Origin of the sequence: Lysinibacillus irui, from assembly GCF_028877475.1 — a bacterium.
In the GTDB taxonomy this organism is placed as follows: domain Bacteria; phylum Bacillota; class Bacilli; order Bacillales_A; family Planococcaceae; genus Lysinibacillus; species Lysinibacillus irui.
Map to the genome: position 1 here is coordinate 2,485,758 of NZ_CP113527.1, position 26,779 is coordinate 2,512,536.

Annotated in this window: 28 protein-coding genes and 1 riboswitch; of the genes, 11 read left to right on the forward strand and 17 right to left on the reverse strand. The window is 37.5% G+C overall.

Annotated features, from left to right (window positions below; translation table 11 throughout):
* Positions 1-114 precede the first annotated feature (114 nt).
* Positions 115-339 carry a hypothetical protein gene (locus tag OU989_RS12620; protein WP_274793391.1) on the forward strand — a complete coding sequence of 75 codons (225 nt, stop codon included), beginning with the start codon at positions 115-117 and terminating at the stop codon, positions 337-339.
* Positions 340-1,072: 733 nt separating this feature from the next.
* Positions 1,073-1,549 (forward strand): GNAT family N-acetyltransferase, encoded by a 477-nt coding sequence (locus tag OU989_RS12625; RefSeq protein ID WP_274793392.1) that lies wholly within the window; start codon positions 1,073-1,075, stop codon positions 1,547-1,549.
* Positions 1,550-1,659: 110 nt separating this feature from the next.
* On the opposite strand, the gene OU989_RS12630 is transcribed toward OU989_RS12625, so the two are convergent.
* Positions 1,660-1,800: a hypothetical protein gene (locus OU989_RS12630; RefSeq protein ID WP_274793393.1), complete on the reverse strand. Its 141-nt coding sequence runs from the start codon at positions 1,798-1,800 to the stop codon at positions 1,660-1,662.
* Positions 1,801-1,812: 12 nt separating this feature from the next.
* Entirely contained in the window at positions 1,813-2,148 is a 336-nt protein-coding gene (locus OU989_RS12635; RefSeq protein ID WP_274793394.1) for a YolD-like family protein, read from the reverse strand.
* Positions 2,149-2,497: 349 nt separating this feature from the next.
* On the opposite strand from OU989_RS12635, the gene OU989_RS12640 reads away from it, so the two are divergent.
* Complete coding sequence (locus OU989_RS12640) at positions 2,498-3,184, forward strand: cupin domain-containing protein (protein ID WP_396631799.1); 687 nt, start codon at positions 2,498-2,500, stop codon at positions 3,182-3,184.
* Positions 3,185-3,281: 97 nt separating this feature from the next.
* Positions 3,282-3,758 (forward strand): DUF3231 family protein, encoded by a 477-nt coding sequence (locus OU989_RS12645; RefSeq protein WP_274793395.1) that lies wholly within the window; start codon positions 3,282-3,284, stop codon positions 3,756-3,758.
* Between the two features lie 48 nt (positions 3,759-3,806).
* Here OU989_RS12645 and OU989_RS12650 read toward each other — a convergent pair whose 3' ends face one another.
* Positions 3,807-6,413, reverse strand: a complete 2,607-nt coding sequence (locus OU989_RS12650; protein WP_274793396.1) for a cation-translocating P-type ATPase — start codon at positions 6,411-6,413, stop codon at positions 3,807-3,809.
* A 293-nt stretch (positions 6,414-6,706) separates the two neighbouring features.
* Positions 6,707-7,897, reverse strand: a complete 1,191-nt coding sequence (locus OU989_RS12655) for an MFS transporter (RefSeq protein WP_274793397.1) — start codon at positions 7,895-7,897, stop codon at positions 6,707-6,709.
* Positions 7,898-8,019: 122 nt separating this feature from the next.
* Positions 8,020-8,119: riboswitch (purine riboswitch) on the reverse strand.
* A gap of 160 nt (positions 8,120-8,279) precedes the next feature.
* Here OU989_RS12655 and OU989_RS12660 point away from each other — a divergent pair.
* On the forward strand, positions 8,280-8,483 hold the full coding sequence (locus OU989_RS12660; RefSeq protein ID WP_274793398.1) for a hypothetical protein: 204 nt from the start codon (positions 8,280-8,282) through the stop codon (positions 8,481-8,483).
* A 33-nt stretch (positions 8,484-8,516) separates the two neighbouring features.
* Here OU989_RS12660 and lepB read toward each other — a convergent pair whose 3' ends face one another.
* From lepB to OU989_RS12675, 3 genes are all read right to left on the reverse strand, one after another.
* The gene (gene lepB, locus OU989_RS12665; protein ID WP_274793399.1) at positions 8,517-9,077 is read right to left on the reverse strand and encodes a signal peptidase I; all 561 of its coding nucleotides are present in this window, start codon (positions 9,075-9,077) and stop codon (positions 8,517-8,519) included.
* Positions 9,078-9,225: 148 nt separating this feature from the next.
* Positions 9,226-9,336, reverse strand: a complete 111-nt coding sequence (locus tag OU989_RS12670; protein ID WP_274793400.1) for a transcriptional regulator — start codon at positions 9,334-9,336, stop codon at positions 9,226-9,228.
* 355 nt (positions 9,337-9,691) lie between these two features.
* Positions 9,692-10,630, reverse strand: coding sequence for an LCP family glycopolymer transferase (locus OU989_RS12675; protein WP_274793401.1), 939 nt, complete (start codon positions 10,628-10,630; stop codon positions 9,692-9,694).
* Positions 10,631-10,915: 285 nt separating this feature from the next.
* Here OU989_RS12675 and OU989_RS12680 point away from each other — a divergent pair, with 285 nt between their 5' ends.
* Positions 10,916-12,004 (forward strand): M24 family metallopeptidase, encoded by a 1,089-nt coding sequence (locus OU989_RS12680; protein WP_274793402.1) that lies wholly within the window; start codon positions 10,916-10,918, stop codon positions 12,002-12,004.
* Between the two features lie 14 nt (positions 12,005-12,018).
* Positions 12,019-13,233 (forward strand): aminotransferase class V-fold PLP-dependent enzyme, encoded by a 1,215-nt coding sequence (locus OU989_RS12685; protein ID WP_274793403.1) that lies wholly within the window; start codon positions 12,019-12,021, stop codon positions 13,231-13,233.
* Positions 13,234-13,251: 18 nt separating this feature from the next.
* Here OU989_RS12685 and OU989_RS12690 read toward each other — a convergent pair whose 3' ends face one another.
* The 5 genes from OU989_RS12690 to OU989_RS12710 form a co-directional block, all read right to left on the reverse strand.
* Positions 13,252-14,025 carry an IclR family transcriptional regulator gene (locus OU989_RS12690; protein WP_274793404.1) on the reverse strand — a complete coding sequence of 258 codons (774 nt, stop codon included), beginning with the start codon at positions 14,023-14,025 and terminating at the stop codon, positions 13,252-13,254.
* Between the two features lie 1,074 nt (positions 14,026-15,099).
* Positions 15,100-15,534, reverse strand: a complete 435-nt coding sequence (locus OU989_RS12695) for a MarR family winged helix-turn-helix transcriptional regulator (RefSeq protein WP_274793405.1) — start codon at positions 15,532-15,534, stop codon at positions 15,100-15,102.
* 24 nt (positions 15,535-15,558) lie between these two features.
* Positions 15,559-16,314, reverse strand: a complete 756-nt coding sequence (locus OU989_RS12700) for an SDR family NAD(P)-dependent oxidoreductase (RefSeq protein ID WP_274793406.1) — start codon at positions 16,312-16,314, stop codon at positions 15,559-15,561.
* A 149-nt stretch (positions 16,315-16,463) separates the two neighbouring features.
* The gene (locus OU989_RS12705; protein WP_274793407.1) at positions 16,464-17,465 is read right to left on the reverse strand and encodes an anti sigma factor C-terminal domain-containing protein; all 1,002 of its coding nucleotides are present in this window, start codon (positions 17,463-17,465) and stop codon (positions 16,464-16,466) included.
* Positions 17,458-17,961 (reverse strand): RNA polymerase sigma factor, encoded by a 504-nt coding sequence (locus OU989_RS12710; RefSeq protein ID WP_274793408.1) that lies wholly within the window; start codon positions 17,959-17,961, stop codon positions 17,458-17,460. Before OU989_RS12710 ends, OU989_RS12705 begins: the two co-directional genes overlap by 8 nt.
* 228 nt (positions 17,962-18,189) lie before the next feature.
* Between OU989_RS12710 and OU989_RS12715 the strand changes: the two genes are divergently transcribed.
* A complete protein-coding gene (locus OU989_RS12715; protein ID WP_274793409.1) occupies positions 18,190-18,561 on the forward strand; it encodes a hypothetical protein in 372 nt (123 codons plus the stop codon).
* 49 nt (positions 18,562-18,610) lie between these two features.
* On the opposite strand, the gene OU989_RS12720 is transcribed toward OU989_RS12715, so the two are convergent.
* Together OU989_RS12720 and OU989_RS12725 are read right to left on the reverse strand one after the other, a co-directional pair.
* Positions 18,611-20,344: an ABC transporter ATP-binding protein gene (locus tag OU989_RS12720; protein ID WP_274793410.1), complete on the reverse strand. Its 1,734-nt coding sequence runs from the start codon at positions 20,342-20,344 to the stop codon at positions 18,611-18,613.
* Positions 20,341-22,083 carry an ABC transporter ATP-binding protein gene (locus tag OU989_RS12725; protein WP_274793411.1) on the reverse strand — a complete coding sequence of 581 codons (1,743 nt, stop codon included), beginning with the start codon at positions 22,081-22,083 and terminating at the stop codon, positions 20,341-20,343. Before OU989_RS12725 ends, OU989_RS12720 begins: the two co-directional genes overlap by 4 nt.
* A 948-nt stretch (positions 22,084-23,031) precedes the next feature.
* Here OU989_RS12725 and crcB point away from each other — a divergent pair.
* From crcB to OU989_RS12740, 3 genes are read left to right on the forward strand one after another with little or no spacing between them, the layout of a single operon-like run.
* Positions 23,032-23,394 carry a fluoride efflux transporter CrcB gene (gene crcB / locus OU989_RS12730; RefSeq protein ID WP_274793412.1) on the forward strand — a complete coding sequence of 121 codons (363 nt, stop codon included), beginning with the start codon at positions 23,032-23,034 and terminating at the stop codon, positions 23,392-23,394.
* Positions 23,391-23,720: a fluoride efflux transporter FluC gene (locus OU989_RS12735; protein WP_274793413.1), complete on the forward strand. Its 330-nt coding sequence runs from the start codon at positions 23,391-23,393 to the stop codon at positions 23,718-23,720. The genes crcB and OU989_RS12735 overlap by 4 nt, the downstream gene beginning before the upstream one ends.
* Positions 23,721-23,735: 15 nt before the next feature.
* Complete coding sequence (locus tag OU989_RS12740; RefSeq protein WP_274793414.1) at positions 23,736-24,083, forward strand: hypothetical protein; 348 nt, start codon at positions 23,736-23,738, stop codon at positions 24,081-24,083.
* Between the two features lie 29 nt (positions 24,084-24,112).
* Here OU989_RS12740 and OU989_RS12745 read toward each other — a convergent pair whose 3' ends face one another.
* The 3 genes from OU989_RS12745 to OU989_RS12755 form a co-directional block, all read right to left on the reverse strand.
* Positions 24,113-24,814, reverse strand: coding sequence for an SIR2 family NAD-dependent protein deacylase (locus tag OU989_RS12745; protein WP_274793415.1), 702 nt, complete (start codon positions 24,812-24,814; stop codon positions 24,113-24,115).
* A 105-nt stretch (positions 24,815-24,919) separates the two neighbouring features.
* A complete protein-coding gene (locus OU989_RS12750) occupies positions 24,920-25,519 on the reverse strand; it encodes a trimeric intracellular cation channel family protein (protein ID WP_274793416.1) in 600 nt (199 codons plus the stop codon).
* Between the two features lie 246 nt (positions 25,520-25,765).
* The gene (locus OU989_RS12755; RefSeq protein WP_274793417.1) at positions 25,766-26,692 is read right to left on the reverse strand and encodes a helix-turn-helix transcriptional regulator; all 927 of its coding nucleotides are present in this window, start codon (positions 26,690-26,692) and stop codon (positions 25,766-25,768) included.
* Between the last annotated feature and the right edge of the window lie 87 nt (positions 26,693-26,779).

The following is a 26,779-nucleotide window of genomic DNA, read 5'->3' on the forward strand; positions in this document are numbered from 1 at the left end:
AGTATATTGTTTCATCGTTAAAAGCTACTGACAAAACGACTCCCATTTTTAGGTATTTGACCTCCACATCTATTACCACTTCTTTCATATATTACATTGAAAGGAGTGGTAATTGTGCCTTGGCAACACGAGATCCCCTATTTAATCGGGCGGCCAGTCGGTGTTTCTTTTACAAATGGGCAGGGTACTTCTGGTGTCCTCTGCGGCGTTTCAGGTGGAAAGCTTCATGTCCTCGAATATTTGTATCAAAGCCAATTTGCCTTAAAACAATACGATTTTCATATGATTCAAGATGTAAATGGCTTTCCACCTTGTCAGATGCAGCAGCCATTATACTAAAGACATCCATCTAGGATGTTTTTTTTATTGGCACTTCTTAGTTGACATACAAGTTATCTACTGTCCTTTTTAATTGGAGTATTTCTCACAGCGATTTTTCAATACTTAAAGTCATTTAATCGAAATTAAAAGCTAGCGCTTAAGATAGATAACTATCTTAAAACGCTAGCTCATCATACTAATAGTAGTGTAAAGTTCTTTCAACTTTACGTACACTCCTTTTATTGGTATTTGGGGTCACTTTCGTCCAAGTGACCTCTTTTTGTCATTCCACGTTTCGCTGTTTTATCCTTTTACCCTATCAAACGGAATCATCGGAACATTCATAAGACAAATTCGTTCTATAGGAGGGAGGAAAACAATGGGAATTAATTTAAATTTCTGGTCATTTGTTTTATCTTTAGGCTGCATCCTACTATTTTTTCTTTCAGGCACAATGAAAGACTTTTTTGTTACACAACTTCATTTTCATCCATTGACGTTGACTCTACTCTTGTCCATTACCTGTTTCTACCTCAGCTTTGTTGGAATGAAAGATGTAAAAAATTTAGCAACCTTGCTACGAGGGATCATAACAATGTTGATCACACTTATCCTAATAATCAGTATCTCCTTCATTTTATTTTTTGGTAATTTTTTAAGTTAAACTATCCTAGCTGACATTATTTTTATACAAGCCTCCTTGACGAACACCTGTTCTGTAGTTAGAATAATAAAAAAAGGAGGCTTTTTTATGCAAAAAACAGCGAACATTGAATTAGTACATTTTTCAGAAGATTATGTGGAGCAGTTACATAGTTTTGAACTACCGGAAGACCAACACCAATTTACAGCCCTTCCAAAAGAAATTTCCATAGAGACGGTTGGACAATATCCTATCGTCATATTAAGTGATCATGTGCCAGTTGGCTTTTTTGTTCTTCATGCAACTGACAGGGTAAAAGAATATTCTACAAACCCTAATGCTATGTTGTTAACTGCCTTATCCATCGATCATCAACAACAAGGTAAGGGCTATGCTAAAAAAGCAATGTTTGCACTTGCTGACTTTGTGAAGCAACATTTTAATGAATGTAATGAAGTGGTGTTAGTCGTCAATCACAAAAATATCGCCGCACAGCATCTTTATCACAAAGTGGGCTTTATCGATAACGGTGAAAGAAGAATGGGGCCTATTGGTGAGCAAATTGTTATGCAGTTACCACTTTAAAGAAACCATCACTCATTTGCTTTGTTCAAATGAGTGATGTTAAATTGTTTTAACACAAGCTCACCTCGGTTTTTAATACTTGAATGGATAGCGTAACACCTCATCATTTCCTATGGTAGCATTCCGCGCATCGCTAAAATAATCGTTTGGGCAAGCTGACGTTTAATGTGAACATAATCCTCTGCCATTGTTAAATATGCCGCAATGATTTCACTGCTAAGTCGAGCTGTAAACATTAATGTACTAATCATTGTTGCTCTCCATTAATCAAGTACATCATCTTCTATATGGGCAGCATAAATATACCTTAAGGGGATATGCTTTGTTGTGGTGATAGTTTCTAGTAGTAGCTCCTCCTCATGCATCGCCTGAATGAAGCCTCCCCATTGAACATAATGAGCCTGATCCCATATAGTTAACATAATATAGTTATGTTGAACAATTGCTCGCGAGATCGTTTGCTGTAATTCTTCAAGCTCCCATTCAGTGCGTTCACGAGGTGGCTCTGTAAACACCTCTTGTTTCCATTCTTTCAAAAGCATTAAATGCTCTGGTAACATCATCGCTGTCCACTTCATTGTTCCTCTATCTTTTATCATTTTCTCCACTCCTTAAGCAAGTGTCCGCCATATAAGCCATTGCGTGAAACACCGTGCCCACTTTTGTATAGGAAGCAACTCGTAATAAAGCTAGCATTCCATATTTTCTAGGTATCCATTACATGACCATTGATGATAATAATGTTGAATGCTCCTTTACTTACTGTAGTTCGTAAACATAGCTCTCTGAAGAAGAACAAATGTTCGTTTTTTATTATACGTATGTACTTTCTTAAATAGAAGTGGTAATTTTAGGTAACTTTAAAAAGGCAGATGAAGCAGGAGTTCCCACTGAGAGCTAGGCATTTGTGTAAGCCTAGCAATAATAGAAACATACTCTATGGTGATAATGAAGAGTACAATTGAAGTGAGAAAGGATGTAACTATAAACACAAATATTGATTATTCCTCCCCGTCTGCGGAATTCACTTTTGATGTCAACAAAAGTACGCTTTTTAAAAAGGATTCACGAAATTATATTAATGTGCTTGGCGTGGAACAATTAAATACATTAGAAAATGTATCTTTACTCGATATTTTTTTAAGTGAAGATAATGTTGTTGAGCCACATTACCATCAAAATGCAGCTGAGCTTGTCTATTGTATTACTGGGGCGGCGACAGTTTCCCTATTGAATCCCTTTACGAAGAAAATTCAAAACTATCCAATCAAGCCTGGGCAAGTCGCTAATGTACCACAGGGCTGGTGGCATTATGAAATAGCGACAGAAGATGACACCCATTTACTCGCTATTTTCGATGCGCCAACACCAGAAGTCATTTTAGGCTCTGATATATTGAAATTTACTCCAGCTAATATTATGGCTCACACGTATTGTTTAGATGAGGAACAATGGAAGAAAACCATTGCACCGGTTGTTCCAACAACTTATATTGGTCCAGCAAAAGGCTGTAATCATGTCAAATCAGCAACCGATAAACAAACGAAGCCAAAGCACTATATGAAACCATGTCCTTATCCGTATCCATATCGTTACCCTTATCCACATCCGTATCCCTATGGCACATATTATTAGTACGTTCTCTTAGTAAACTTTTATTGTAAAAGATGAATAGAATGTCATTTCTTGTCCATCCTAATCTTAGATAACCTAAGAGTTAGGAAGTGTCTCAATGTTAAAAGACAATCTAGCATCATTACGATTTAAGGAGATTTTTAAGCTTTGGTCACAGCTTGGTGTCAATCAAGGATATATTGCTTCAAGCCATGCCTTTTTTAAGCATACGCGTGATAAACAATTAAAGATAATGATCCTGGAGTTTATTCAATGTTTAAAAGAGGAAAATAAGCACCTGACATTGTTACTTAAGGAAAATGGCGTCTTGGCACCTACTACATCCATCGAGTATAATACGATGAAAATAACAGACCTTCGCGGCAAATCGATGATTAATGATGGTGAAATTAGTGCGATTTTATCCATGAATATCGCCTCCTCTTTAATTTCCGTAAGTCAAGCACTCGATCTGTCAGTGAAGAAGCTCCATTTAACAAAATATGGTGAACTTCATATGCGTTATTCACTACTGGGATCAAAATTGATTGACTATAGTCAGCGTAAAGGTTGGTTAGAGGCTCGTCCACGCTAAAAAGAAGCATCCGTTTCATCCATAACGGAAGCTTCTTTTTTTAACTTACTATCGTCTCCTAACGAACAGAAGCTTATACCATTGATTTACGAGGAATGGTAATACAGATAAGCTATAAATGAAGCCTAGCTGTGCAATCGTCAATGGGGCAACCTCAAAGACTGTTGTGAGCATTGGCATAAACAAGACAAAGTGTAGGCTGAGCACACCGATTAAGAAAGCGAGCCATGTATATTTATTCGAGAATACACCAATAGCGAAAATCGACTCTTTGGATCTGGAGTTGAAACCATGCACTAATCTGGATAAACACAGTGTTGTAAAGGCCATTGTGCTAGCTGTTAACGTATCGCCTGTCGATAGACCAATTTGAAAAGCAATAATGGTGGAGATGGCAATTAAAATACCTTCTAATACTACTTGTGTCGTAAAGGCTTTATTTAATAAAGGTGTATGAATATTTCTAGGCTTGTCCTTCATCGTTTTCTTATTATTGGGCTCTAACCCAATGGCGATAGCTGGCAAACTATCCGTTAATAAGTTGATGAATAATAGATGGACAGGCGCAAAAGGAACAGGTAGGCCTAACACCGTTGCATATAACACAACAAAAATAGCTCCAGCATTACCAGATAATAAGAATAGAATAGCATTTTTTATATTCGTATAAATACTACGACCATTAGCGATTGCCTTAACAATCGTCGAAAAATTATCATCGGTTAAAATCATCGATGAGGCATCTTTTGCAACCTCTGTACCTGTTACCCCCATTGCGACACCAATATCTGCTTGTTTCAAGGCAGGTCCATCATTGACACCATCCCCTGTCATAGCAACAACATGACCTTTATCCTGCCAGGCTTTTACAATTCGAATTTTTTGTGCCGGTGTAACACGAGCATAGACAGAATAATCATCAATTTTATCTTGTAACTCTTGATCTGTTAAACCATCAAGGGCGTGTCCTTCAATCGCTTCTTCTGGATTTTGTAAAATACCAATTTGTTGGGCAATCGCCGTAGCTGTAATTTTATGGTCACCGGTAATCATAACGGGCTTAATGCCTGCATTTATACAGCTTTCCACTGCTTCTTTCGATTCTTTTCTTGGAGGATCCATCATCGCAACTAAGCCGACAAAGATTAAGTCACGTTCAGCTCTTGTATCAACGCTTTGCTGAGGGAAAACATCTTTATACGCAATGGCCAGCACACGTAAACCATTCATTGAAAAGTCACGATTGACCGCTTCAATTTTCTGACGCTGCTGTGCGGTCATTTCAAAAATGCCTGTGGATGTTTTGATTCTCGTTACTTTGGGCAAGAGTACATCCAATGCCCCTTTCGTAATCATCACCGTTTGCTTGTCCATCTGATTTACCGTGCTCATAAGCTTTCTTGCCGAATCAAATGGAATTTCAGCCAAGCGTTTATATTGCTCTCGAATTTTCAGTTCATCAAGGCCATACTGCTTTCCTAATTTCACAAGAGCAATTTCGGTAGGGTCGCCGATTTCTTTCTGATCTCGCTCTACAGCATCACTACATAAAAGTGCCTTGATCATCAGCTCTTTTTCCACTGGATTTGTTGGATTAAGCCAATCATGTGGTATCTTTTTCTGGTCGACAAAGACTTCTTGTACCACCATTTTATTTTCTGTTAAGGTCCCTGTTTTATCAGAACAAATAACTGAAACACTTCCTAAGCTTTCCACCGCATAAAGCTTACGGATAATCGCATTTTCCTTCGCCATCTTCTGCGTGCCAAAAGCTAATACGATAGTCACAATGGAACTTAGCGCCTCTGGGATTGCTGCAACAGCAAGGGAGACTGCAAACATAAATGATTCAACTAAGGCTCGTCCTCGAATAAGGTCAATTGTAAAAATAGCTAAACAAATGAGTGTAATCCCTAATGCTAATTTTTCACCGAATTGATCAAGACTAATTTGTAGGGGCGTTTTCTTCTCCTTGGCTGTATCGAGTAAATTCGCAATTTTGCCGATTTCTGTCTGCATGCCGATTGCCGTCACCATTACAATACCACGGCCATTAGTTACAAAGCTTCCTGAATACACCATGTTCTTCTTATCAGCAATGGTCACATTATTTTTTCGTATAGGATCTGTACTTTTGGCTACAGCAATCGATTCACCTGTTAGGGAACTTTCATTAATGTGTAAATTATGACATTCTAGTAGTCTGCCATCTGCATTGATGTAATCGCCCGCCTCCAATATCAGAAGATCTCCTATCACAATTTCCTCCGAAGGAATCTGCATTAGTTGATTGTTACGCATGACTTTGGCAATGGGAGAGGTCAACGCTTTCAGATTGTCTAGAGATTGTTCTGCTTTTACATGTTGTACAGTACCTAAAATAGCATTTAAAATCACTACAATCATAATAACAATCGTACTTTCTACTTCCCCTAGTAGAAATGAAACGAAGGCCGCAACGAGTAATATAATAACTAATAAATCTTTAAATTGTCCGAAAAATACAGCCCACGTACTTGTTTTTTTTCCTTCCTCTAATACATTATAGCCATAGACCTGTTGCCTTTTTTGGACGTCATCATCGGTCAAGCCTTGTGGGGTGACGCTCAATATCTTCATGACTTCAGCAGACGATTGTTGATGATATTCAGTCATTGGGTTCTCCTTCCATTTACAAGATTTGAAGAGCTCCTACTATTTTTCTTGAAAATAGTAAGCGCACTTAAATCTCAAACTCCTATAAAATTCATTAACTACAACAATCTATTCCATATGTATTTAGAGTATGCTTAGAATTCATAGAGAAATTAATTTTGAAAGAGATACAAACATAGATTCAATCAAACTAAGTCTTAGCATAATTGCAGTTAATAGATCCAAAACCTCTGCTAAATCAAGCTAAAAAGGTATTGGAGATAGCTTCCCCAATACCTTTTAGGTTGTTTCTATTATGAGTTGTGGTGGGCTGATTGATAATCTCCATGCTGCTCCTGTCCAAGTGGCGCTCTTTTAATAGAGAAAATAGCACAACCTAATGCACAGAGAACTAGAATCGTTCCAAAGCTCGCTAAATGCATAACAGAATCAGTCAAAGCAAACATGGCGCCTCCAACTGCTGATCCAATGGATATCCCAATTTGAAGGGCAGCTGTATTTAAGCTCTGCTGAATATCGGATGATTTAGGATCAGTTTGAATTAAATAATTTTGTAATGGTGGTGTCAATGCCCAGCTTAATGCACCCCATAAAACTGTAAACACTAAAAATAGCGGTAAAGCAATGATCGTGTAAGGAATACTGAATAAAACTATAGCAAAGGCAGACACAATCAAAATAATGGCTTTACTCGTGCCAATTTTATCACTCACCCAGCCTCCTACTGCGTTCCCACTAACAGAGGCAATACCGAAGATTAAGTAACAAATACTAATCCATGAAGGACTCATATCAAATGCTTCTACTAAAAAAGGTGTTAAATAAGCGTAGAGCATGTAATGTCCTGCTAGCATAAACAACGTAGTTAACTGAGCTGTAAGGATTTTTAAATTAGCTAAAGATTTGATTTGTGCCTTCAGTGGCACTACTTCTCCGATTGGCATTTTTTCAAGTAATAAGGCAATTAAAATCATGGAAAGTGTTGACAGAATGCTAATGCCTAAAAATATAGCTCGCCAACCGAAAGCTTCTGTTATAAAAATACCCATTGGTACACCAATGACAAGCGCAGAGCTTACACCCATGAAAACGAGTCCTAACGCCTTGGCACGATGTTTAGGCTCAACAATTTTTGTCGTAATCGTTAAAGATAATACAATGACTAATGCTGTGCTCATCGCTGTGAAAATACGGGCAATTAGCACAATAATGAACGTTGTACTAAAGAAGGTCATTAAGTTACCTAACGTGAAAATAAATAATGATATTAAGAATAAGCGCTTCCTTTCCACCTTAGCTGTCAAGGATAACAGGACAGGCGCAGAAATAGCATAAACCAGTGCAAAAATCGTAATTAATTGCCCAGCTGTTGCTAAAGATACATGTAAATCCTCTGCAATATTTGGCAGTATCCCACCAACAATTAATTCAACTAACCCTACTGCAAAGGTAGTCACCGCAAGAATATAAACTCTCCAATTCATCGTAATCTCCCTTTCGTTACACTTTCATTTTTGCAGGAGATTTTTTTATGCATTACGCCGCAAGGTACGCTTCGGTACGCTACAAACTAACGGCTGAATCAACATAAAAAAATCCTGACTACAAAAATGAAGCAAAGTTTTGTAGTCAGGATTTTATGGTTCCTGGTAGAGACCCTCAATCCATATTATTGAGGTTATACAGATCAAATATTTACTTTAGCTATAGTAGCACATCAAAATTTCGTTGACAATAGCTTTTTTTATAGAATTAAATGATCTTATAAAACTGCCGAATCGAGAGAAAATTTCGAAATTCCGCTTATATTTTAATGAATTTGACCATACATATTAACATATACTAACTATTTTACGAGGTGATTGTTTGCGTATAGTAGGATTTGTCTGCTATTTTTTAATACTATTTTATGGCGTAGAATTAGTAGTAGAAGAGCTCACAATCGAAGAACCAGCTATTAGCTCTCCCGTGAAAAGTAAGGTATTGCCTATAAAAGAAACTGTTGAAAATTCAAGAGTTTGTGTCTATTACCCTACGTATAAGAGCTGTACAGATTTACCAAAAAACTAAAAGAGGTCACTCAAAGGAGTGGCCTCTTTTTCATTATTTTGAACCGATATGAAAATGGCTAAATGGATATAGTATTGCTTTAGATTCACCATAAACAGCGTCCTCTGAAATTAAACCGTAGTGGCGACTATCAAAACTTTTTAAACGGTTGTCCCCAAGCACAAAATACATGCCCTTTGGTACTTCTTTTTCATTAACTAATTGTTCCAAAGTAAAATTTTCTGTAATGCGTAATTGATTAGGATCATCTGTTTCACGATTAACATAATCTTCTTTGTATGCTTTCCCATTTACATACAATACATCATCTTTCATTTCAACTTTATCCCCTGGAAGACCTATTACTCTTTTAATATAGAGTTCATCCTCGGTAGGAGATTGGAAAACAATTTGATCGAATCGTTCAATTTTACTTGTTTTACTTACAATAATAATATCCTTATCATGATACGTCGGGTACATCGAAGCTCCCTGCACCTTAATTGGCGCAAATAAAAACTGCTTACAGCCAAAAACGACAACAGCCGTAATGACAATAATCTTGATGTAGGATAGTATTTCTTTTTTTAAATTTGTTGTTTTTTCCTCTTGCATGCTCATTCCCCGATACTGTTTTTTTAATAGTATAACATTTTCTATATACTATTGACGAATGAATCACGCAAATTGTTTCCAAATCAAAAAAAAAGACAATTGCTACAACGTAACATTGTCTAGTATTTATCCTTCTGTTGTGTAATCATTATGAATGGTTGGATTGTGTAGCAGAGAGACGCTGCTCGTTCAATAAATCGACTGCTAATACGATACCTACTGGTAGTGCAAATGCTAATAATATTGTGCCAAAAATCATCACAATCACTCCTTTTAACCATTTCTAATATCAGTATACATTTAATTTTCTGATTTTTCAAGCTACATTGAAAAATGAACTAGCTCTATTCATTAAAAAAAAATCATTCAACTAGGCATGCACCCTACCTGAATGATTTTTTATCTTTACATATACAATTTTAAACATAATAGTTGTAGGCCTCTAATAGCTGATTGGACTGGATTTCTTCGCACTTTGCGTTTAGGTACATAGCTTTGCATGCACTGATTAAGCGCTGTATACCTAAGCACCTGGGTCCTCCCATTCATTCATCTCCCTCCCTTCATGGCCGAAAAATTTACTTTGTTGACACTACGTGTAGTAAGCACCACGCTTACTTGCTTTTTAAATGATTGTTTAGATCTGTTTGTATTTTTTGAAGCTCTTCCTCATTCGGAATGTAGTACCAAATACGATTAATCCTTTGACCTTCTCCCTGTTCAAACGATATTTGCTCAATATCCTTATCCATTTTTTTATAAATACTTTGTAGCTGGATCAGGTCTTTGACTGAGAAGTTCATGCGAACATTATCGCCTAACACATTAAGCATATCTGTTGCCTTTAATAATGTAGATGGCGTGGAGGCTTTTTTCATAACAGCTTCAATAATTTGACGTTGTCGAATTTGACGACCAAAATCACCACGTGGATCTTCATAACGAATACGAGAAAAAATAAGCGCCTCATTACCATTTAACGTAATTTCACCCTCTGGGTAATGGTATTCGTCATAGGTTAAATCCATATCATTATTGATCGTTACACCACCAAGCGTATCAATAATTTGCAAAAAGCCCTCCATATTAATAAATACATAGTAATCAATTGGTATATTTAAAAAATTCTCCACCGTATCCACAGCCATCGGAACGCCACCAAAGGCATAGGCATGATTAATTTTATCAACGGTGTCATGACCAACAATTTCTGTACGAGTATCACGGGGAATACTAAGCATTTTCATCGTCTGCTTTTCTGGATTCACAGTAATCACAATCATCGTATCTGAACGACCACTATCATCTTTACGTTCATCGACCCCAAGCATCAGAACCGAGAATGGTTCTTTTTTGATCACTGTTTTTTCTTCTGGTTGTGCTGCATCTGTTGTTTGAATAAGTGGTGTATTTATTTTATTCATGGTTTTTTGGATGGTAAAGTAGGCAGTCCCTATAAAAATTAAAAAAATTGCTAATAGGCTACCGACTATCCACAGCCATATTTTTTTCTTGCTCTTTTTCTCTTTAGAGCGTTTCATGTTTTTTTCCATACATAAGTCCTCTCTTGCTTAACAATTTTGCCCCTCTTTTTGACGTATTAAGTTGGAAAAAAGTTTATCTAGTCTACTTATATGCATAATGAACGAAAAAAAGACGTACACTAGTATTTACTAAATTCACAGCATACTATTCCCTCATTTGTAAATTAATTTCCTTTCAGTTTATCTATTTCCTTCATTTATTGAAAATTCATTATTATTGATATATACTACTTTCAGATACAACGTCTCTATATAAGAAACAATTAATCTAGTTAATAGGTAGGAGGAATATCAATGTTTCAAAAAAGAAGAGAGAAGCTAGTTTCTCGCATGCAGCAACAGCAAATAGATCTAGCAGTCCTAGTGCCTGGTTCGAACATGTATTATTTTACAGGTCTCCAATTAAAGCAAAGTGAGCGCTTAACATTAGCTGTCATTACCGCTAACAATCAATTGTTTTTTCTAGTACCACAAGTAGAGTTAACGAAAGTAGATGCAAATAATGGTGGTGCTATCTTATCTTATTCAGATGAGGAAGGACCGGCACAGGCCATCCAGCAACTTAAAAAAGAGCTTGGAGCATTGCACACACTTGGCGTAGAGTTTGACACTATGCACGTCAAGGAGCAGAAAGCCATCGAAAAGCTTACATATGACAATTTATGTGATATCGGTGATTCCATTCGTGAACTACGGATGAAAAAAGATGACCATGAAATAACATTTATGCGACAGGCAGTACAAATTGTTGAAGAAAGTCTTGAAGCTACATTACCAACTATTCAAGCTGGCGTTACAGAGATGGAAGTAGCAGCACAATTAGAATATGAAATGAGAAGACGTGGATCAGAGGGAACACCTTTTGGCACCATTGTAGCTTCAGGTTATCGCGGTGCACTTCCCCATGGCAGAGCTAGTACAAAAAAAATAGAGATAGGTGAATTAATCGTCATTGACTTTGGTGCAATTTATAAGGGCTACGTAGCTGATATGACCCGAACAATCGCTTTAGGGGATGTCTCACCAACATTAAAAACAATCTACAATATTGTTAAACAAGCGAATGAAACTGCAATAGCTGCGATAAAACCAGGTATGACAGCACATGACATCGATGATATTGCAAGAAAAATTATTTGTGGTGCTGGCTATGGTGACTACTTCACACATCGACTAGGGCATGGCATTGGTTTAAGTGCACATGAAGAACCTTATTTAATGCAGCGTAATCACTTAGTGTTGAAATCAGGCATGGCATTTACGGTCGAGCCAGGTATTTATGTACAGGATGTGGGTGGTGTGCGGATCGAGGATAATCTCATTGTTACAGAAATTGGCTATGAGAATTTAATGAACTATACGAAGGAATTAATAATCCTATAAGGCTGGTGAGCACAATGATCGATATGATGAAAATACAAAAAGATATGCCGCTTCTTGAGCATTATATGTATTTAAACACAGCTGCTGCTTCTGCCATGCCACAGCCAGTAGTAGATGAGATGACGAGCTATATTCAAAAACAAGCAAGTATCGGCCCCTATTTACCATCTTTTCGTCAAGAAACGTATGAACAAGTAGAGAAAATTCGAGAGAAGGCTGCTTTGTTTATCGGCGCGGAGCAAGAAGAAATTGCCTTTGTGCCCAATGGATCCATGGCTATTAATTATGTTTCAGGTGGCTTGCAGTGGGAACAAGGTGATGAGGTCATTGTACTCGATACAGAAATGTTAAGTAATTATGTGCCTTGGCTTGCCCTTCAGCAGCAAGGTGTTCACTTAAAAGTGTTGAAAACGAATGCAGATTATATGGTGGATTTACAAGCACTCGAGCAGCTCATCACACCACAAACAAGACTAATTGCTTTTGCCCATATGTCCAATGCCTCAGGTGCCCTTCAGCCTGCTAAGAAAATATGTCAGTTCGCACAGCAGCACAATGTACTGACATTGATTAATGCCAATCAAACAGTTGGTTTAACCCCACTCCATGTCAAAGAGCTTGGGTGTGACTTTTTAGTAGCATGTGGGCGAAAATGGCTTCGTGGCCCTGAAGGATCAGGAATTTTATATGTACGAAAAGCGCTTATATCCACACTGACGCCTCTTATGATTGGTTGGGGTAGTACACAATGGGATTATCAAAACAATACTTATTCATTTTTAGAGACAGCTAAACGTTTTGAGCCAGGCTGTCCGATCATTCCAAGTATTTTAGGTTTAGGAGCAGCCATTGATTATGCAAATGCTATCGGTATTCATCACATTTATGAGCGTGTCAAACAGCTAACTAACTATTTGCTTGAACAACTTGAAACCATTCCAGGTATTGTTTTATATGGTCCACAAAATAGTGACTATCGATTATCAATTACACCGTTTAATATTGAGGGGCTTTTTCCCGATGATATCACGAATTATTTAGCACAACATGGTGTCATCATTGAAGCTGGCACCTTTATGGCGAATACCATTATGGAGCGCAATCACATTCAAAAAATGGCTCGCTTTTCGCCGCACTATTTTAACACTTTTGAAGAAATCGACACAGCTGTATCCCTCATGAAGAAATTCAAAGAATTCTCTAAAGGAAAGGCCCAAGATAGTTATTAGCTATCTTGAGCCTTTTGTTTATTCATGGTAGAACTTAAAGCTGTATTGATCGAAATAACGTTGGATATTCATCGCACCATATTGCAGAACATTAATCATTTCAGGAAGCTTTTCCTCGGTTGGTTTACGATAAATAGGACCTGCAATCGTTAATGAGGCAATGACTTCTTTTTTACTATTAAAAAGAGGTACACCAAGCCCAAATACAGAATGAGAATATTCTCCCGTTGTAAAGCACCAGCCTTGCTGTTGTATTTTCTCTAAATCAGCTAACATTTCAGCAGGGTCAGTAATCGTTTCTGGGGTTAATCTTTTCATGCCATGGTCCATAATTTCTTTTTTCCTCTCTTCAGGAAGAAAAGCCATAATGGTTTTACAAGATGCCCCAATATGTAAGGGTGTGCGTGTGCCAATTGACACCGAAAATTTAATCGTTTGAGAGCTCTCAGCTATTTCCACTGTGACGCCATCTGTCCCATCTAACCAAGTTAAAAATACCGATTCCTTGATAGCCTCTGCAAGATTCTTCATAATCGGTAAAACAAAATCAGAAAGATTTAATTTATCTTTGACCATTTGGCCATATTCCAAAAATCGGAGCCCTAATTCATATTTTTTCGTTTCAGGATTTTGAATCAGAAAGCCTTGATTTTCGAAAGTCGCCAAAATCCGATAAATAATTGAATGGCTAATATTCATCTCTTTCGCTAACTCTCGTACACCCCACGTCGGATTTTCCTTATTAAAATATTTGAGAACCTCTAATGAGTTATCTAATGTTTTTAATGTCATTTCACACCTCGAATGTCTCTATAATAGAACCGTATATTGATTATAAAATGAACTCGGACAATTTTCAATAAATTCAACTATTTTACAATTGGCTTTTAATCGAATGATTGGGTGCAATCGTTCGATTAGGTAAATAGAGCAGCCTATCCGCTCTGAGCAATTCTATCGAGTAAAAAGTGGGCGCTATCCTCCGAAATACTCTTTCTATCCATCACTTTTTGAATTCTACCCGCTCGTTTGAGCAGCCTATCCGTTCAGAGCAATTCTATCGAGTAAAAAGTGGGCGCTATCCTCTGAAATACTCTTTCTATCCGTCACTTTTTGAATTCTATCCACTCGTTTGAGCAGCCTATCCGCTCTGAGCAATTCTATCGAGTAAAAAGTGGGCGCTATCCTCTGAAATACTCTTTCTATCCGTCACTTTTTGAATTCTATCCGCTCGTTTGAGCAGCCTATCCGCTCTGAGCAATTCTATCGAGTAAAAAGTGGGCGCTATCCTCCGAAATACTCTTTCTATCCATCACTTTTTGAATTCTACCCGCTCGTTTGAGCAGCCTATCCGTTCAGAGCAATTCTATCGAGTAAAAAGTGGGCGCTATCCTCTGAAATACTCTTTCTATCCGTCACTTTTTGAATTCTATCCACTCGTTTGAGCAGCCTATCCGCTCTGAGCAATTCTATCGAGTAAAAAGTGGGCGCTATCCTCTGAAATACTCTTTCTATCCGTCACTTTTTGAATTCTATCCGCTCGTTTGAGCAGCCTATCCGCTCTGAGCAATTCTATCGAGTAAAAAGTGGGCGCTATCCTCCGAAATACTCTTTCTATCCATCACTTTTTGAATTCTACCCGCTCGTTTGAGCAGCCTATCCGTTCAGAGCAATTCTATCGAGTAAAAAGTGGGCGCTATCCTCTGAAATACTCTTTCTATCCGTCACTTTTTGAATTCTATCCACTCGTTTGAGCAGCCTATCCGCCTCGATCGTTTAACCTAAAAATTCAACTAAAAGAAAATCAACTCCCCTCTTAGAAGTTGATAGAGGAGAGTTGATTTCGTTTTTCTAAATTATGTTTCGCTACTCGTTTTTCTCTTGAATGCCCTGTACTAATTTCTCTTGAATCTGCAAATATTGGACAATTTCCTCTTCATCTAATACGTCAAAAAGCTGTACAAAGACTTCTTTTCCAATGGATTGCGCCTTTGCCAAGGCCTCTTGACCCTCGTCTGTAATTTGTAAGCGAATAGTGCGACGGTCAGATGGATCATACAGTCTTTCAGCTAAGCCAAGCTTGACCAGCTTTTCTGCAATGCTTGTCATGGCTCCTTTTGTATAGCCGATTGTTTCAGCTAATTCTGCCTGTTTTTGAGGGCCTTTCACATGTAGCTCATTTAAAACTAAAATGGGTGAAATCCCTAAAGGATATGGAAACGCTTTTGTAAAACGTATAATGTTGGCATTATTCACCTGTTCAATCATATGAATCAGTTTAAAAATATTTGTCTGTTTCAAAAAAATCCTCCTCAACGTCGAGAATTAATGAAGCATTAGTGAACCTCCATCCACCATAATCGTTTGACCCGTAATGTATTGAGAATCATCGGATGCTAAGAAAACAGCTACACGGCCGATATCTTGCTCAACATTACCGAAACGACCTAGCGGGATTTTACTTCTAACCGCTTCATAATACTCTGGCTGTGCTTTTGCCCATGCCTGAACACCTGGTGAATCAGCAAGTGGACTAATGATATTAACATTAATACCAAAACGACCCCATTCATTTGCCGCTACACGAGAAATGCCTCGGATGGCTTCCTTAGCAGCTGCATACGCTGCCTGTGTCTCATGTCCTTGTATGCCTGCACCAGATGCAAAGTTAATAATATTTCCTTTTGTTTCTTTTAAGTGTGGTAGTGCTGCTTGCATTAAGTAGAAGGTTGGATAAAAGCCTGTCCCAAATGATAAATCAAGATCTGCTTGTGTTATTTCTTCTATTGTAACTTGTTTTGAAGCATGAGCGTTATTAACTAGCACATCTAGTTTACCGTATTTTTCTACGACTGTATCAATAATTTTTGGTAAATGATCGCGTTCCATTAAATTTGCCTGCAAAAACATAGATTTCGGAGAGATTGCTTGCAATTCTTTTTCCATTGTCTCGCCGGCTTCCCTGTTTAAATCAACAATTGTAACGATGGCCCCTTCCTTTGCCATTGCTTTTGCCATTCCACTACCAATGCCACCCGCACCACCAGTAATGATAATTACTTTATCTTGTAGTTTAGTCATTTATCAACATCTCCTTATTGTTCATTTACAAATAGTTTAATATTAAACTATTTAATTGTAAACTAAATAGACTTCACAGAAAAAGCTTATTTTATGAATGGCTAAAATAAGCTTTACCTTTTAATGAACTATTTGATCTCTTACATTCTCTATTTTTGGTTGGATATTACCCCGAAAGTAGATGCTTTAATATAGGATTTTCCTTGTAATAACTGTAATTGCTCGGGTGTGCCAGTTACGACTGCCCCAATTATTTTCACATCACTTGTCTCCAAGTTTCCATTTTCCCCTATTAAAGCTTGATAAACCTCGTTTGTTTCCCACTCAAAATTTTTACTTTCCCGAAGTAGCTCAATGTTTCGAATAAAGGTGTCAACCTCGTTGCTTGAAGAACGGCGAGGTTTTGGTTTTGATTGCTCTGATTGGAAACCATAAATGTATGGGTAGTTGGCTGGAATTGTATTCTGTCCTTGCTGAAAAAAATCTAAAGTATCATCTGTATAGGCATCCACCCACCACCAATCTACTTGCACTTCAGTGGGCAGCTTGCTTTTAATTTCATCAAAACTATAGGCATTATCAAAAGAGATGGCTAATTCTACTAAAGTATTGTTCTCCAATTGTTTCAGTTCACTTATTTTATCTTTGTATTGATCGTAGGAAATCTTAGGATGGTAAAAAAACATTTCTCGATCACCTGTGTAGTCATTAAACCGTTCGAGTTGATGTGTTTCTGCCAGTGATTCTGAACCTTCTATTTGGATAGAGTTAGAAATGTAAGTTTGTGTAAGCGTTCCAAATAAATTATAATCACTTTCGATAGGTGTCCAAATATAGGGACGATGCTGATCTCCGAGCACCTTATAGGTCGTTGTTATTATTTTTCCTCCGAGTAAATTATCGTCATATTTCTGATTACTAATTTGAACATTTGGAGCACTTATTTCGTTAAATAAATGAATGTCATCACTTACTTTTTGTGCACTGTTTAACGATAAATGTCTAAGACCATACCAAAATGCTATTAGAACAATAGGCGTAACAATCAGTGTGATGCCAATCATTTTTATTGTTGACCAAAACCTTGCCTTTCTCATTATTTTTTTCGTTTGTTTATCATCAAATAAAAAATTATGGTGTTCTTTATTCATAATAAATATCCTCCTTAAATCGTACAGTAAATTCTTCCCTAGCTCGTCTCACATGCGTTTTTAAAGTGTTTTCATTTTTATTCATTAATGCTGAAATTTCCTTATATGATAATCCCAGCTCATATTTGAGGATTAATACTTCCTGATGCAAGATGGATAACGTGTCAAGCGTGTCTCTTATGTCCTTTAATTTTTCTTTTTTTAAAACCTGAAATTCAGGAATATTTATTAATGAGGTCAATTGAAATTCATCATATTCTGTTGTTGGATGGCGCTTTTCCTTTCTTTTGAGATCATAAAATTGGTTGGTTGCCACGCGATATAACCAGCTCATTGCTTTATCTGACTGAATCCCATTTTTATGTAATAAAAACTTATAGCAAGTATCTTGGACGATATCTTCCGCATCCTCATGGGCTAATCCACGTTTTCTTAAATAACGATATAACAGAGTTCCTACTTGCTGTAGAAACTCATTCAATGATTGCTTTGCCATGTCTACCTCCCTTCTGCCTATACAACGTAGAACTCGAGAAAAAGTTTACATATTATAAGAAAATTCCCAATAGAAAAGAAGACTATAATAATCTTCAAACTTGATGAAAAATTTCGGTTTTTCCCCTGCAAACAACAATTATTTTCAAATTTACACAAGCATCTTTTTAATTTGACAAGAATATACTGTAGCAGCTAGCTAAAAAGACTTTCAAGAAAGGAGTTGTGGATGATGGGTGCTAAATGGATAAAGGTTTCAGTCTTTTATTTATTGATTGTTTTTGCTTTTGGCCTGTTTATGCATTATACTGTTCAACTTCAATGGAAGGCGACACATGCTCATATCGGTGTGGTAGGTTGGCTGACTACTGGATTCATAGGTTTAATTTATTCAACGTATAAAGAAGCTGCAGAAACTGGTCTCGCTAAGGCACAATTTTGGCTTTATAATATTGGTTTACCATTCCTCCTTGTTGGCATGATGATGGTCTATCTTGATGTACCACGCTGGTTATTTGAATTATTTGTATCAGGTGGTGGCATTGCTGTAGCGCTGTCCGTCCTATTATTCTTTGTGAATGTCTTTAAATATGTAAGATAAACAAGAGAGCCCCACTTCCATGTATGAAGTGGGGCTCTTTCATCCAGTATTACTGTAAGGAACTTGCTTGCATTTGATACATTTTGTCATAAATACCGCCAAGGGCTAGTAGCTCATCATGTGTACCATTCTCAACAATTTTCCCTCGATCAAGCACAAGGATACGGTCCGCATTTTTAATTGTAGAAAGTCGATGGGCAATAATAAATGTTGTTCGTCCTTTTTTAAGAACGTCCATGGCATGCTGTATAATCTCTTCCGTTTCCGTATCAATATTCGAAGTCGCTTCATCTAATATTAAAATCGCTGGATCGAAGGCAAGTGCTCGTGCAAAGGAAATCAACTGACGTTGTCCTGATGATAACGTACTCCCCTTCTCAATAACTGGCTCATCATAACCATTTGGTAAGTTGGCTAAAACACGTTCTCCTCCGACTGCATTTAAAGAAGCATCAATTTTTTCACGTGAGATGTTAGGGTTGTTTAAGCTCACATTGGAGGCGATCGTGCCTGTAAATAAATAAGGGTCCTGTAGCACAATCCCCATATGTTCACGCATCGTTTGACGAGGAACAGAGGTGATATCAATGCCATCGATTGTGATTTTCCCTTTCGATGGATCATAGAAGCGGAATAGTAAGTTCATAATGGAACTTTTCCCAGAGCCCGTATGACCAACTAAAGCGATGGTTTCACCTTGATGCGCTTTAAATGATAGGTTTTTCAATACATAATCATTATCCTTATAAGCAAAGGAAACATCTTCGAAGACCACATTTCCTTTATATCTTGGTAAGTTCTTTTCAGAAACAGGCTCACCATCCGTATCTAGTACCTCAAAGACACGTTTACCAGCAATAAGTGAACGCTCAAGCTGTGAAAATTGGTTTACAATATTCGTGATCGGATTAAATAGCTTTGTTAAATAATCGACAAACGCATATAATGTCCCTGCGGAAATCACTTGAGTTGCTGTAAATGATTGCGTACCAAAGTAGAAAATAAAGACCGTAAACATGATGAGCCTTAACGTATTCACCAGGTTAAAGGAAGTGGCTGAGTCAAGCACTAGTAGCTTACGTTCATAAGCATAATGCTCATTATTCATGTCATCAAATTCCTTGGTCATTTGTTGCTCACGACGGAACGCCTGAATAATTGTCATACCTTGAATGGATTCGTTAATCATAGCGTTTATATCTGCGATTTTCGTACGAATGACGTCATTATATTTTGAAGCAAACTTTCGATATAAAATCATCCATAAGTAAACAATCGGAATCATTGTTAAAGCAAGCATCGCCATTTTCCAATTTAAAATAAAGAGTGCGATATACACGCCAATGATCGAAATAAAGCTCGTTACAAAATTGGAAAGTACCTGCACATATAAATTACGAACCGCCTCTGTATCATTTGTTACGCGCGCCACAATTTTACCTGCAGGCAAATTATCAAAGTACTGAATTGGTAAAGTTTGAATATGCTCAAAGACATCTTTCCGTAATTTTTGGATGACGCGGTTCGCGCCAATTTGTAAATAAATATACATAAAATAGCGTAATATGGCTGTTGCAATGGCTAACAGTAAATAAACTAGTAATAACCATGTTATCGGTTTGATTTCAATATGACCTATCGTCATGTAATGATCAATAATATGTTTGGCAATAAATGGCCCAACAAGCTCCGTAAAAACGGCGATTGTTAGGAAGAACAAGCCAAGAAGTATTGGCTTTTTAAAATACATCGCATAGCGAGTTAAACGTTGACTCGTACTCATGAGGCACCTCCTTCTAGCTGCTGACGGTCAAATTGCTCTTTATACCATCCTTGTTGTGAAAGAAGTTCCTCATGTGTTCCCTGCTCTACTATTTGCCCATCATCCAATACGATAATGACATCAGCATGTTGGATGCCTGATAGGCGATGCGTCGTAATAATCGTCGTTTTACCATGACGTTCACGCTGAATATTTTCAATAATTCTTGCCTCTGTCTTCGCGTCGACAGCGGAAAGCGAATCATCAAGCATTAAAATTTCAGGATCTTTAATCAACGCACGAGCAATAGACACACGTTGTTTTTGACCGCCTGAAAGAGATACACCTTTTTCCCCAACAAGTGTTTCAAGACCCATTGGTAAGTTTTCTAGATCTTTTTCAAAATACGCGGCACGAATGGCCTGCTGCAATTCAGCTTGGGTCGCATCTTCTTTCCCAAATAATATATTTTCACGGATAGTACGAGAGAAAAGTACATGATCTTGTGGTACATAACCAATCCAATCAAGAATCTGTTCCTTCGTTTGAGCCGTAATATCGATACCATCAATCAAAAGCTGACCCTGACCGATTGGATATTCTCGTAATAATTGGCGTAGGAACGTTGTTTTCCCCGCTCCAGTTTTACCAACAATGCCAAGCGTTTGGCCTTTTTTTAATGATAGTGAAATTTGCTGTAGGTTTTTCACCTGACTCATTGGATATTGGAATGTTAAATCATCAAAACCAATTGCTTTAGGTGTCGCAATCATTTGTGGATTCGGAATATTTTGAACATCGGCTTCATAGTTCAATGTTTCCTGCACCCGATCAAGTGAGGCATTCCCTTGCTGCATTACATTGATTAACTCTCCAATGGCGAAGATTGGCCAAACAGCTAACCCTAAATAGACATTAAATGTGACCAGTTGCCCAACAGTCATGGCCTCCGTTGACACTAAGTAAGCTCCATAGCCAAGCGCTACAACATAACTAATCCCAGTCCCAACTTTTGTTATTGGACCAAATAAAGCGTTAATTTTAGCTGTATGAATATTTTTCGCATAGACTGTTTCACTCATATCTGCGAAATTAGCCTCATCCTTTTTTTCCTGCACATAGGCACGCACCACTCGCACGCCCGCTACAGATTCAAGTACACTATCGTTCAGCTCACCAAATGCATCTTGTGCCTTCATATAGCGCTCATGAACGATTTTCCCTAAATATTGAATTAGGATGGCCATTATAGGTACAGGCAACATCGCAAAAAATGTTAGCTTCCACGAAATCATATAGCCCATCGCAAAAATGATAAAGCCCATATAAATCGTTGAGTCAATCAACGTCATAATACCAAAGCCTGCTGTTAAGGAGACGGCATTTAAATCATTTGTTGCACGTGCCATTAAATCCCCTGTGCGGTTTTTCTCATAAAACGTTGGGGTCATCCGTAAAAAATGCTGCATTAAATTGCGACGTAAAATTTTCTCCAGGTTTATAGCCCCTTCAAATAGTCGGAATTGCCACACAAAATTTAATAGATATCCCCCAATAATAATCCCAATGAAAATTAATATATACTTTGTTAAAATTGCTGGCGTCATTTCTCCTGCAGTCAACAGATCGATAATAGTACCGAGCAAATAGGGAGGAACAACTTCCAGCCCACTGGCAATCATCAGCAGCACTATCGCAACTGTATATTGCTTCCAATATTTTTTAAAGAACCAGCCTAATTTACTTAAAACGTCAAACATTCATCATAACCCTCTTTCTTCCGTGCTGTTGCGGATAGCTACCCACTTTCAAGAAATTCCTTTTTGAAAATCATTCGTTGTACTGTGTTTCGCATATACATACACTCCTTTTTTATTTTCACTACAACCTTTTTAGGCACCAAAAAAGACACATACCCTACAAAGAGCATGTGTCTCTTATAAAAGGCAGAACGGAATCCATACCTTTTTCTGCAATCTTAAATAAACGTTAGGCATGGACAATGTATGTAACTGTGAATGAATATGATACTGGTAAAATTAACATTGTCATGCCCTCCTTTGGTTGATTTGTTATAGTGTTCTTGAAGATTATCACACTATAGAAATATTTGTCAACTATCCTCCTGTAATTTTTTATCATTCCTAGAAAATAGTTAACGCTTTAAAGCATTGAATTGCTTTATGGAACCAAAAGGCAGATATGTTAGTCGAGTATCGACTATAACTTTACAATAATTGATGATTGCTTACATTAACCTAAAGGCTGAAATTAAAAACATGCAATAAAAAATACCCCGATAATACGCCATAAAATGATGCCAATGTTTGCCACAATCTTCTTCCATCTTTCTAATCCTTATATATCATCATCATTAGTTATTTATTATTTAGTTATTTATTACTTAGTAGTGGCGGGGTTTCCGTTTCCGGTTAAGCCGTTAACGGGTATTCCGTAAACGGCGAATGCCATGCCAACGTTTTTAAGAATCTTATTTAAATGAAAACTCTTTCATCATATTTAATATTTTGATATATTAAAGAGCCAAATCAAAATTTCCCTTCCCTTCTAAACAGCTTCTAAACATTATATACAGATAAAAGCTAGTTTTAGGGACATAGATTGGCGTTGTTGAGTAGAAATATTTCTAAAATTTTCTACTCATGCTACACTTTCACTATAGTCATTTTTAGTTAGGGGTCTTTACTTTGAAGTCATTTATAGCGGTGGGAATTGGCGGTATATTTGGTGCCATTAGTCGGTATAGTCTTAGTGTTATTATTCCAAATACAGGACCATTTCCTTTAACGACACTGTTTATCAATTTACTTGGTTGCTTTTGCTTAGCATGGCTTTTTACTTCTTTTACAAAGCGCACACCAATTGTACTTGGGATTGGTACGGGCTTTTGTGGCGCCTTTACCACCTTTTCGACATTTTCCTTAGATACACTATTACTCCTAGAAAATGGCGAGTGGCTTCAGGCTATACTTTATGTTGTGGCTAGTGTCGTAGGTGGACTAGCTTGTGCATGGCTCGGAATTCGAGTGGCTAGGGGGCATGTAGTATGATTTTTGTAGGAATAGGTGGATTCTTTGGTGCTCTTACAAGATTTTATCTAGGTAAATTACTAGCACATCCATACCCGTGGGCAACGTTTATTATCAATAGTACAGGTTCGTTTGCACTTGGACTTGTATTTGCTCTACAGCTTAGTGATTGGTTATGGCAACTGATTGGCATTGGCTTTTTAGGAGCCTATACGACATTCTCCACTTTTGGATTTGAATCACTCCAGCTGATTGAACAGCAAAAATGGGGGCAGGTCATTAGCTATATCGTTAGTACCGTGTTAGTTGGCATATTGTTTGCTGTTATTGGTTATCTAGTAGTGTAAAAGAGGTGATATTTTTTGACACAGCCATTAAATGAACTACTACAAGAACTTGAAGTTGAAATAGAACATACACTTTACGAACTGATCGATCTAGAATTAGAAGAAAATTATGCAGCTATGAATACGCGATTTGCTCAACTCCTTACTAAGGTCCAGGCAGCTCAGCTCATCGATTACAAGCTCGATATTCTCGTGGAGACTGAAGCTTTTGCAACTGAAACTTGTATTCTACTTCAAAGCTTACTAGAAGCAAAGGAAAGGCCAAATAAAAGGCATAGACTGCTAACACATCGGATGATTTTAAAAATATGGCTACGTAAAAATCAACGATTCACAAAGGAATTTTTACCGCAAATGTTTTAGGCGCCACTTGTTTTCGCAAGGGCGCCTTTTTACACTTCTAATTGTTGCAACACTTCTTTTATTTTCCCCTCTATTTTTAAATCGAATGGCGTTGCATGCTGCGACATATCTAAATTAATATAAACGGTTTTCCCACTTGTCATCATCGGCAGCTGGTTTACGGGGTATACCTCAAGGCTTGTTCCTAAGACAAGGACAAGTTCAGCCTTTTTAATCGCCTCCATTGACGTGTGCCAGCTAATTTGCGGTAGACTTTCTCCAAATAGAACGACATTTGGACGAAGTTTGCCACCACAATGACTGCAACTAGCCTTGCTCAAGAAATGCTCCATGGAAGCCGCCTGCTGGCAACGGTGACAACGAATGGAACGTATCGAACCATGTAATTCCTCTACTTTTTGACTTCCTGCCAATTGATGAAAACCATCCACATTTTGAGTAGCCACTAATGAAACGATTCCCCTTTGTTCCCAATCCGCTAAAATTTGATGACCTTCGTGAGGTGCTGCTTTTTCTAAATTTTCAAGGCGCATTTTATAAAACTCATGAAATAAAGAATAATTTTCTGTCAATGCCTCAGTTGTCGCTACAGCTCGAGGATCAATATTTTTCCACCAGCCCGATGCTGAACGGAAATCTGGAATTCCACTTTCTGTTGACATGCCCGCTCCTGTTAAAATGACCGTGTTCGTTGATGTTTGCAGCCATTCACTTAAACGTTTTATTGTCATATTTTCATTCCCCCATTCATATTGAAAAAGTTATCTACTCCTACTTCGACAATTAGTCCATTTTTCCTGTGAATGTTGATTATTTTATCACCACTTCACATCATGCTAGTGAGATTGTTTAAAAGGACGCTCCCATTTTAATTTATTATTTACAGATAACATTCGAATGAGCACGATGGCAATAACGATTATCGACAACTCAAGAGGGCTGCTCCACCGTGCCCATATGCAAAGAGCACATAAAAAAGTCAATACGGCATGTATTTCTTCTCTTAATGCAAGTGGCGTTCGACCAGCTAATAAATCACGAATCATTCCTCCCCCCACACCTGTAAACATCGAAGCGATGATAATGATGCCTAGATCATGATTCAAGCTTTTTGCTAATAACCCTCCTTGTATAGCAAAAGAAGCAAGGCCAATCGAATCAAAGAAATATCCCCATCGGTTCCAGTGATGTATCCAATCCCTTTTGATAAATAAAAGGGTCGTTAGCGTGATGAGGACAACGAGTAAGGAATGACGCTCCCATATATCTGACACAGGTATATCAAGGACAACGTTGCGAATGATGGAACCTCCGTAAGAGGTTGTTAGACCAAGCACAAATATACCAATAAACGAATAGTTGGCCTGTAAAGCCACAAATGCTCCGCTAATCGCGTATGCAATAATACCAATGATGTGTAAAACTGACCAAGTCACATGTTTCAACTCCTATTTTTTAGCCTATATAAAAAGCCCACCATAAAATAGTTGCGCATATAAATCGCAAACTATTTTATGGCGGGCTAATATCTAAGCAGTTTTATCTACTAATTTATCCATCTCACCATGTATTATATAGAAATTGTGTTGACGTTGAGCAATGTAGGAATAACACAACGACCATACAATTTCCCAGTAAAATTGTAATCGATGTTGTAGGGAAACTCAATGAAAAATTTTAGATTACAACGTTTCATACATGACTTGACCCATCTGTGAAATATCATAATCTCCTAAAGCAGCCACTTCCGCCTGAAAATCTGGTGCAGTCAAAATTTCCTTCACTAGATCAATTAATGGTTGATTTTCAGGTGATTTGAATAACACAATGTCATAACGCTCTGTTACTACAGGTATAAAATCGACATTAATGAGCTTAGCCATTTTTTCAATTCCTATTCCAACATCTGCATGACCATTTGCTACAGCAGAGGCAACATCAAGATGACTCATTTCTTCGTTATGGTACCCCTCAATAGTGGATGGTGAGATGTGGTGAATTCGCAATTGTTCATCTAATAAAGTCCGAGCACCCGAGCCCTTCTCACGATTGATTAGCTTACACGCTGTAGTCTTAAAATCTTCAAATGATTGAAGTTGCAACGGATTTCCTTTTTGAACATAGAAACCTGCTCGACGTGAAATGACATTGAAAAGTATGAAAGGATGGCTCACAAAAATCTTTTTTACATAGGGTGTATTATAGTCTCCTGTATCACCATCAAACATATGTAAACTCGCAATATCACATTCTCCGTTATACAACGCCATGACACCATTAAAGCTACCTTCATGGGAACGTAATACTTTAATCGATTGTCTTTTCTCAATATATTTTGCTAATAAATCCAACACTAAATCCTGTCCACTAATAATAATTTTAGGATATTGTTTTGCTTGATTGCCTATCTTTGGCACGGGCACTTTTTGAGTTGTACCTGTTTTACGTTTTTGAATATAGGCTTGCAAGTCCATACGATCTACCCGCATTTGCCGGCCGACACGGAAAACGGGCAAATCTCCTTTTTTCACCAAATCATAAACTGTTAATTTTGAAACCTTTAATAATTGTGCGACTTCTTCAATCGTATAGGATTGTTCTTGTGACATGTAAAAGTTCTCCTCCTATAAGCCTCTTTTTACATGGTAACGTATTTATTGTCTGATGAACATCTTGAAGTTTTCTAGCAATCCTAT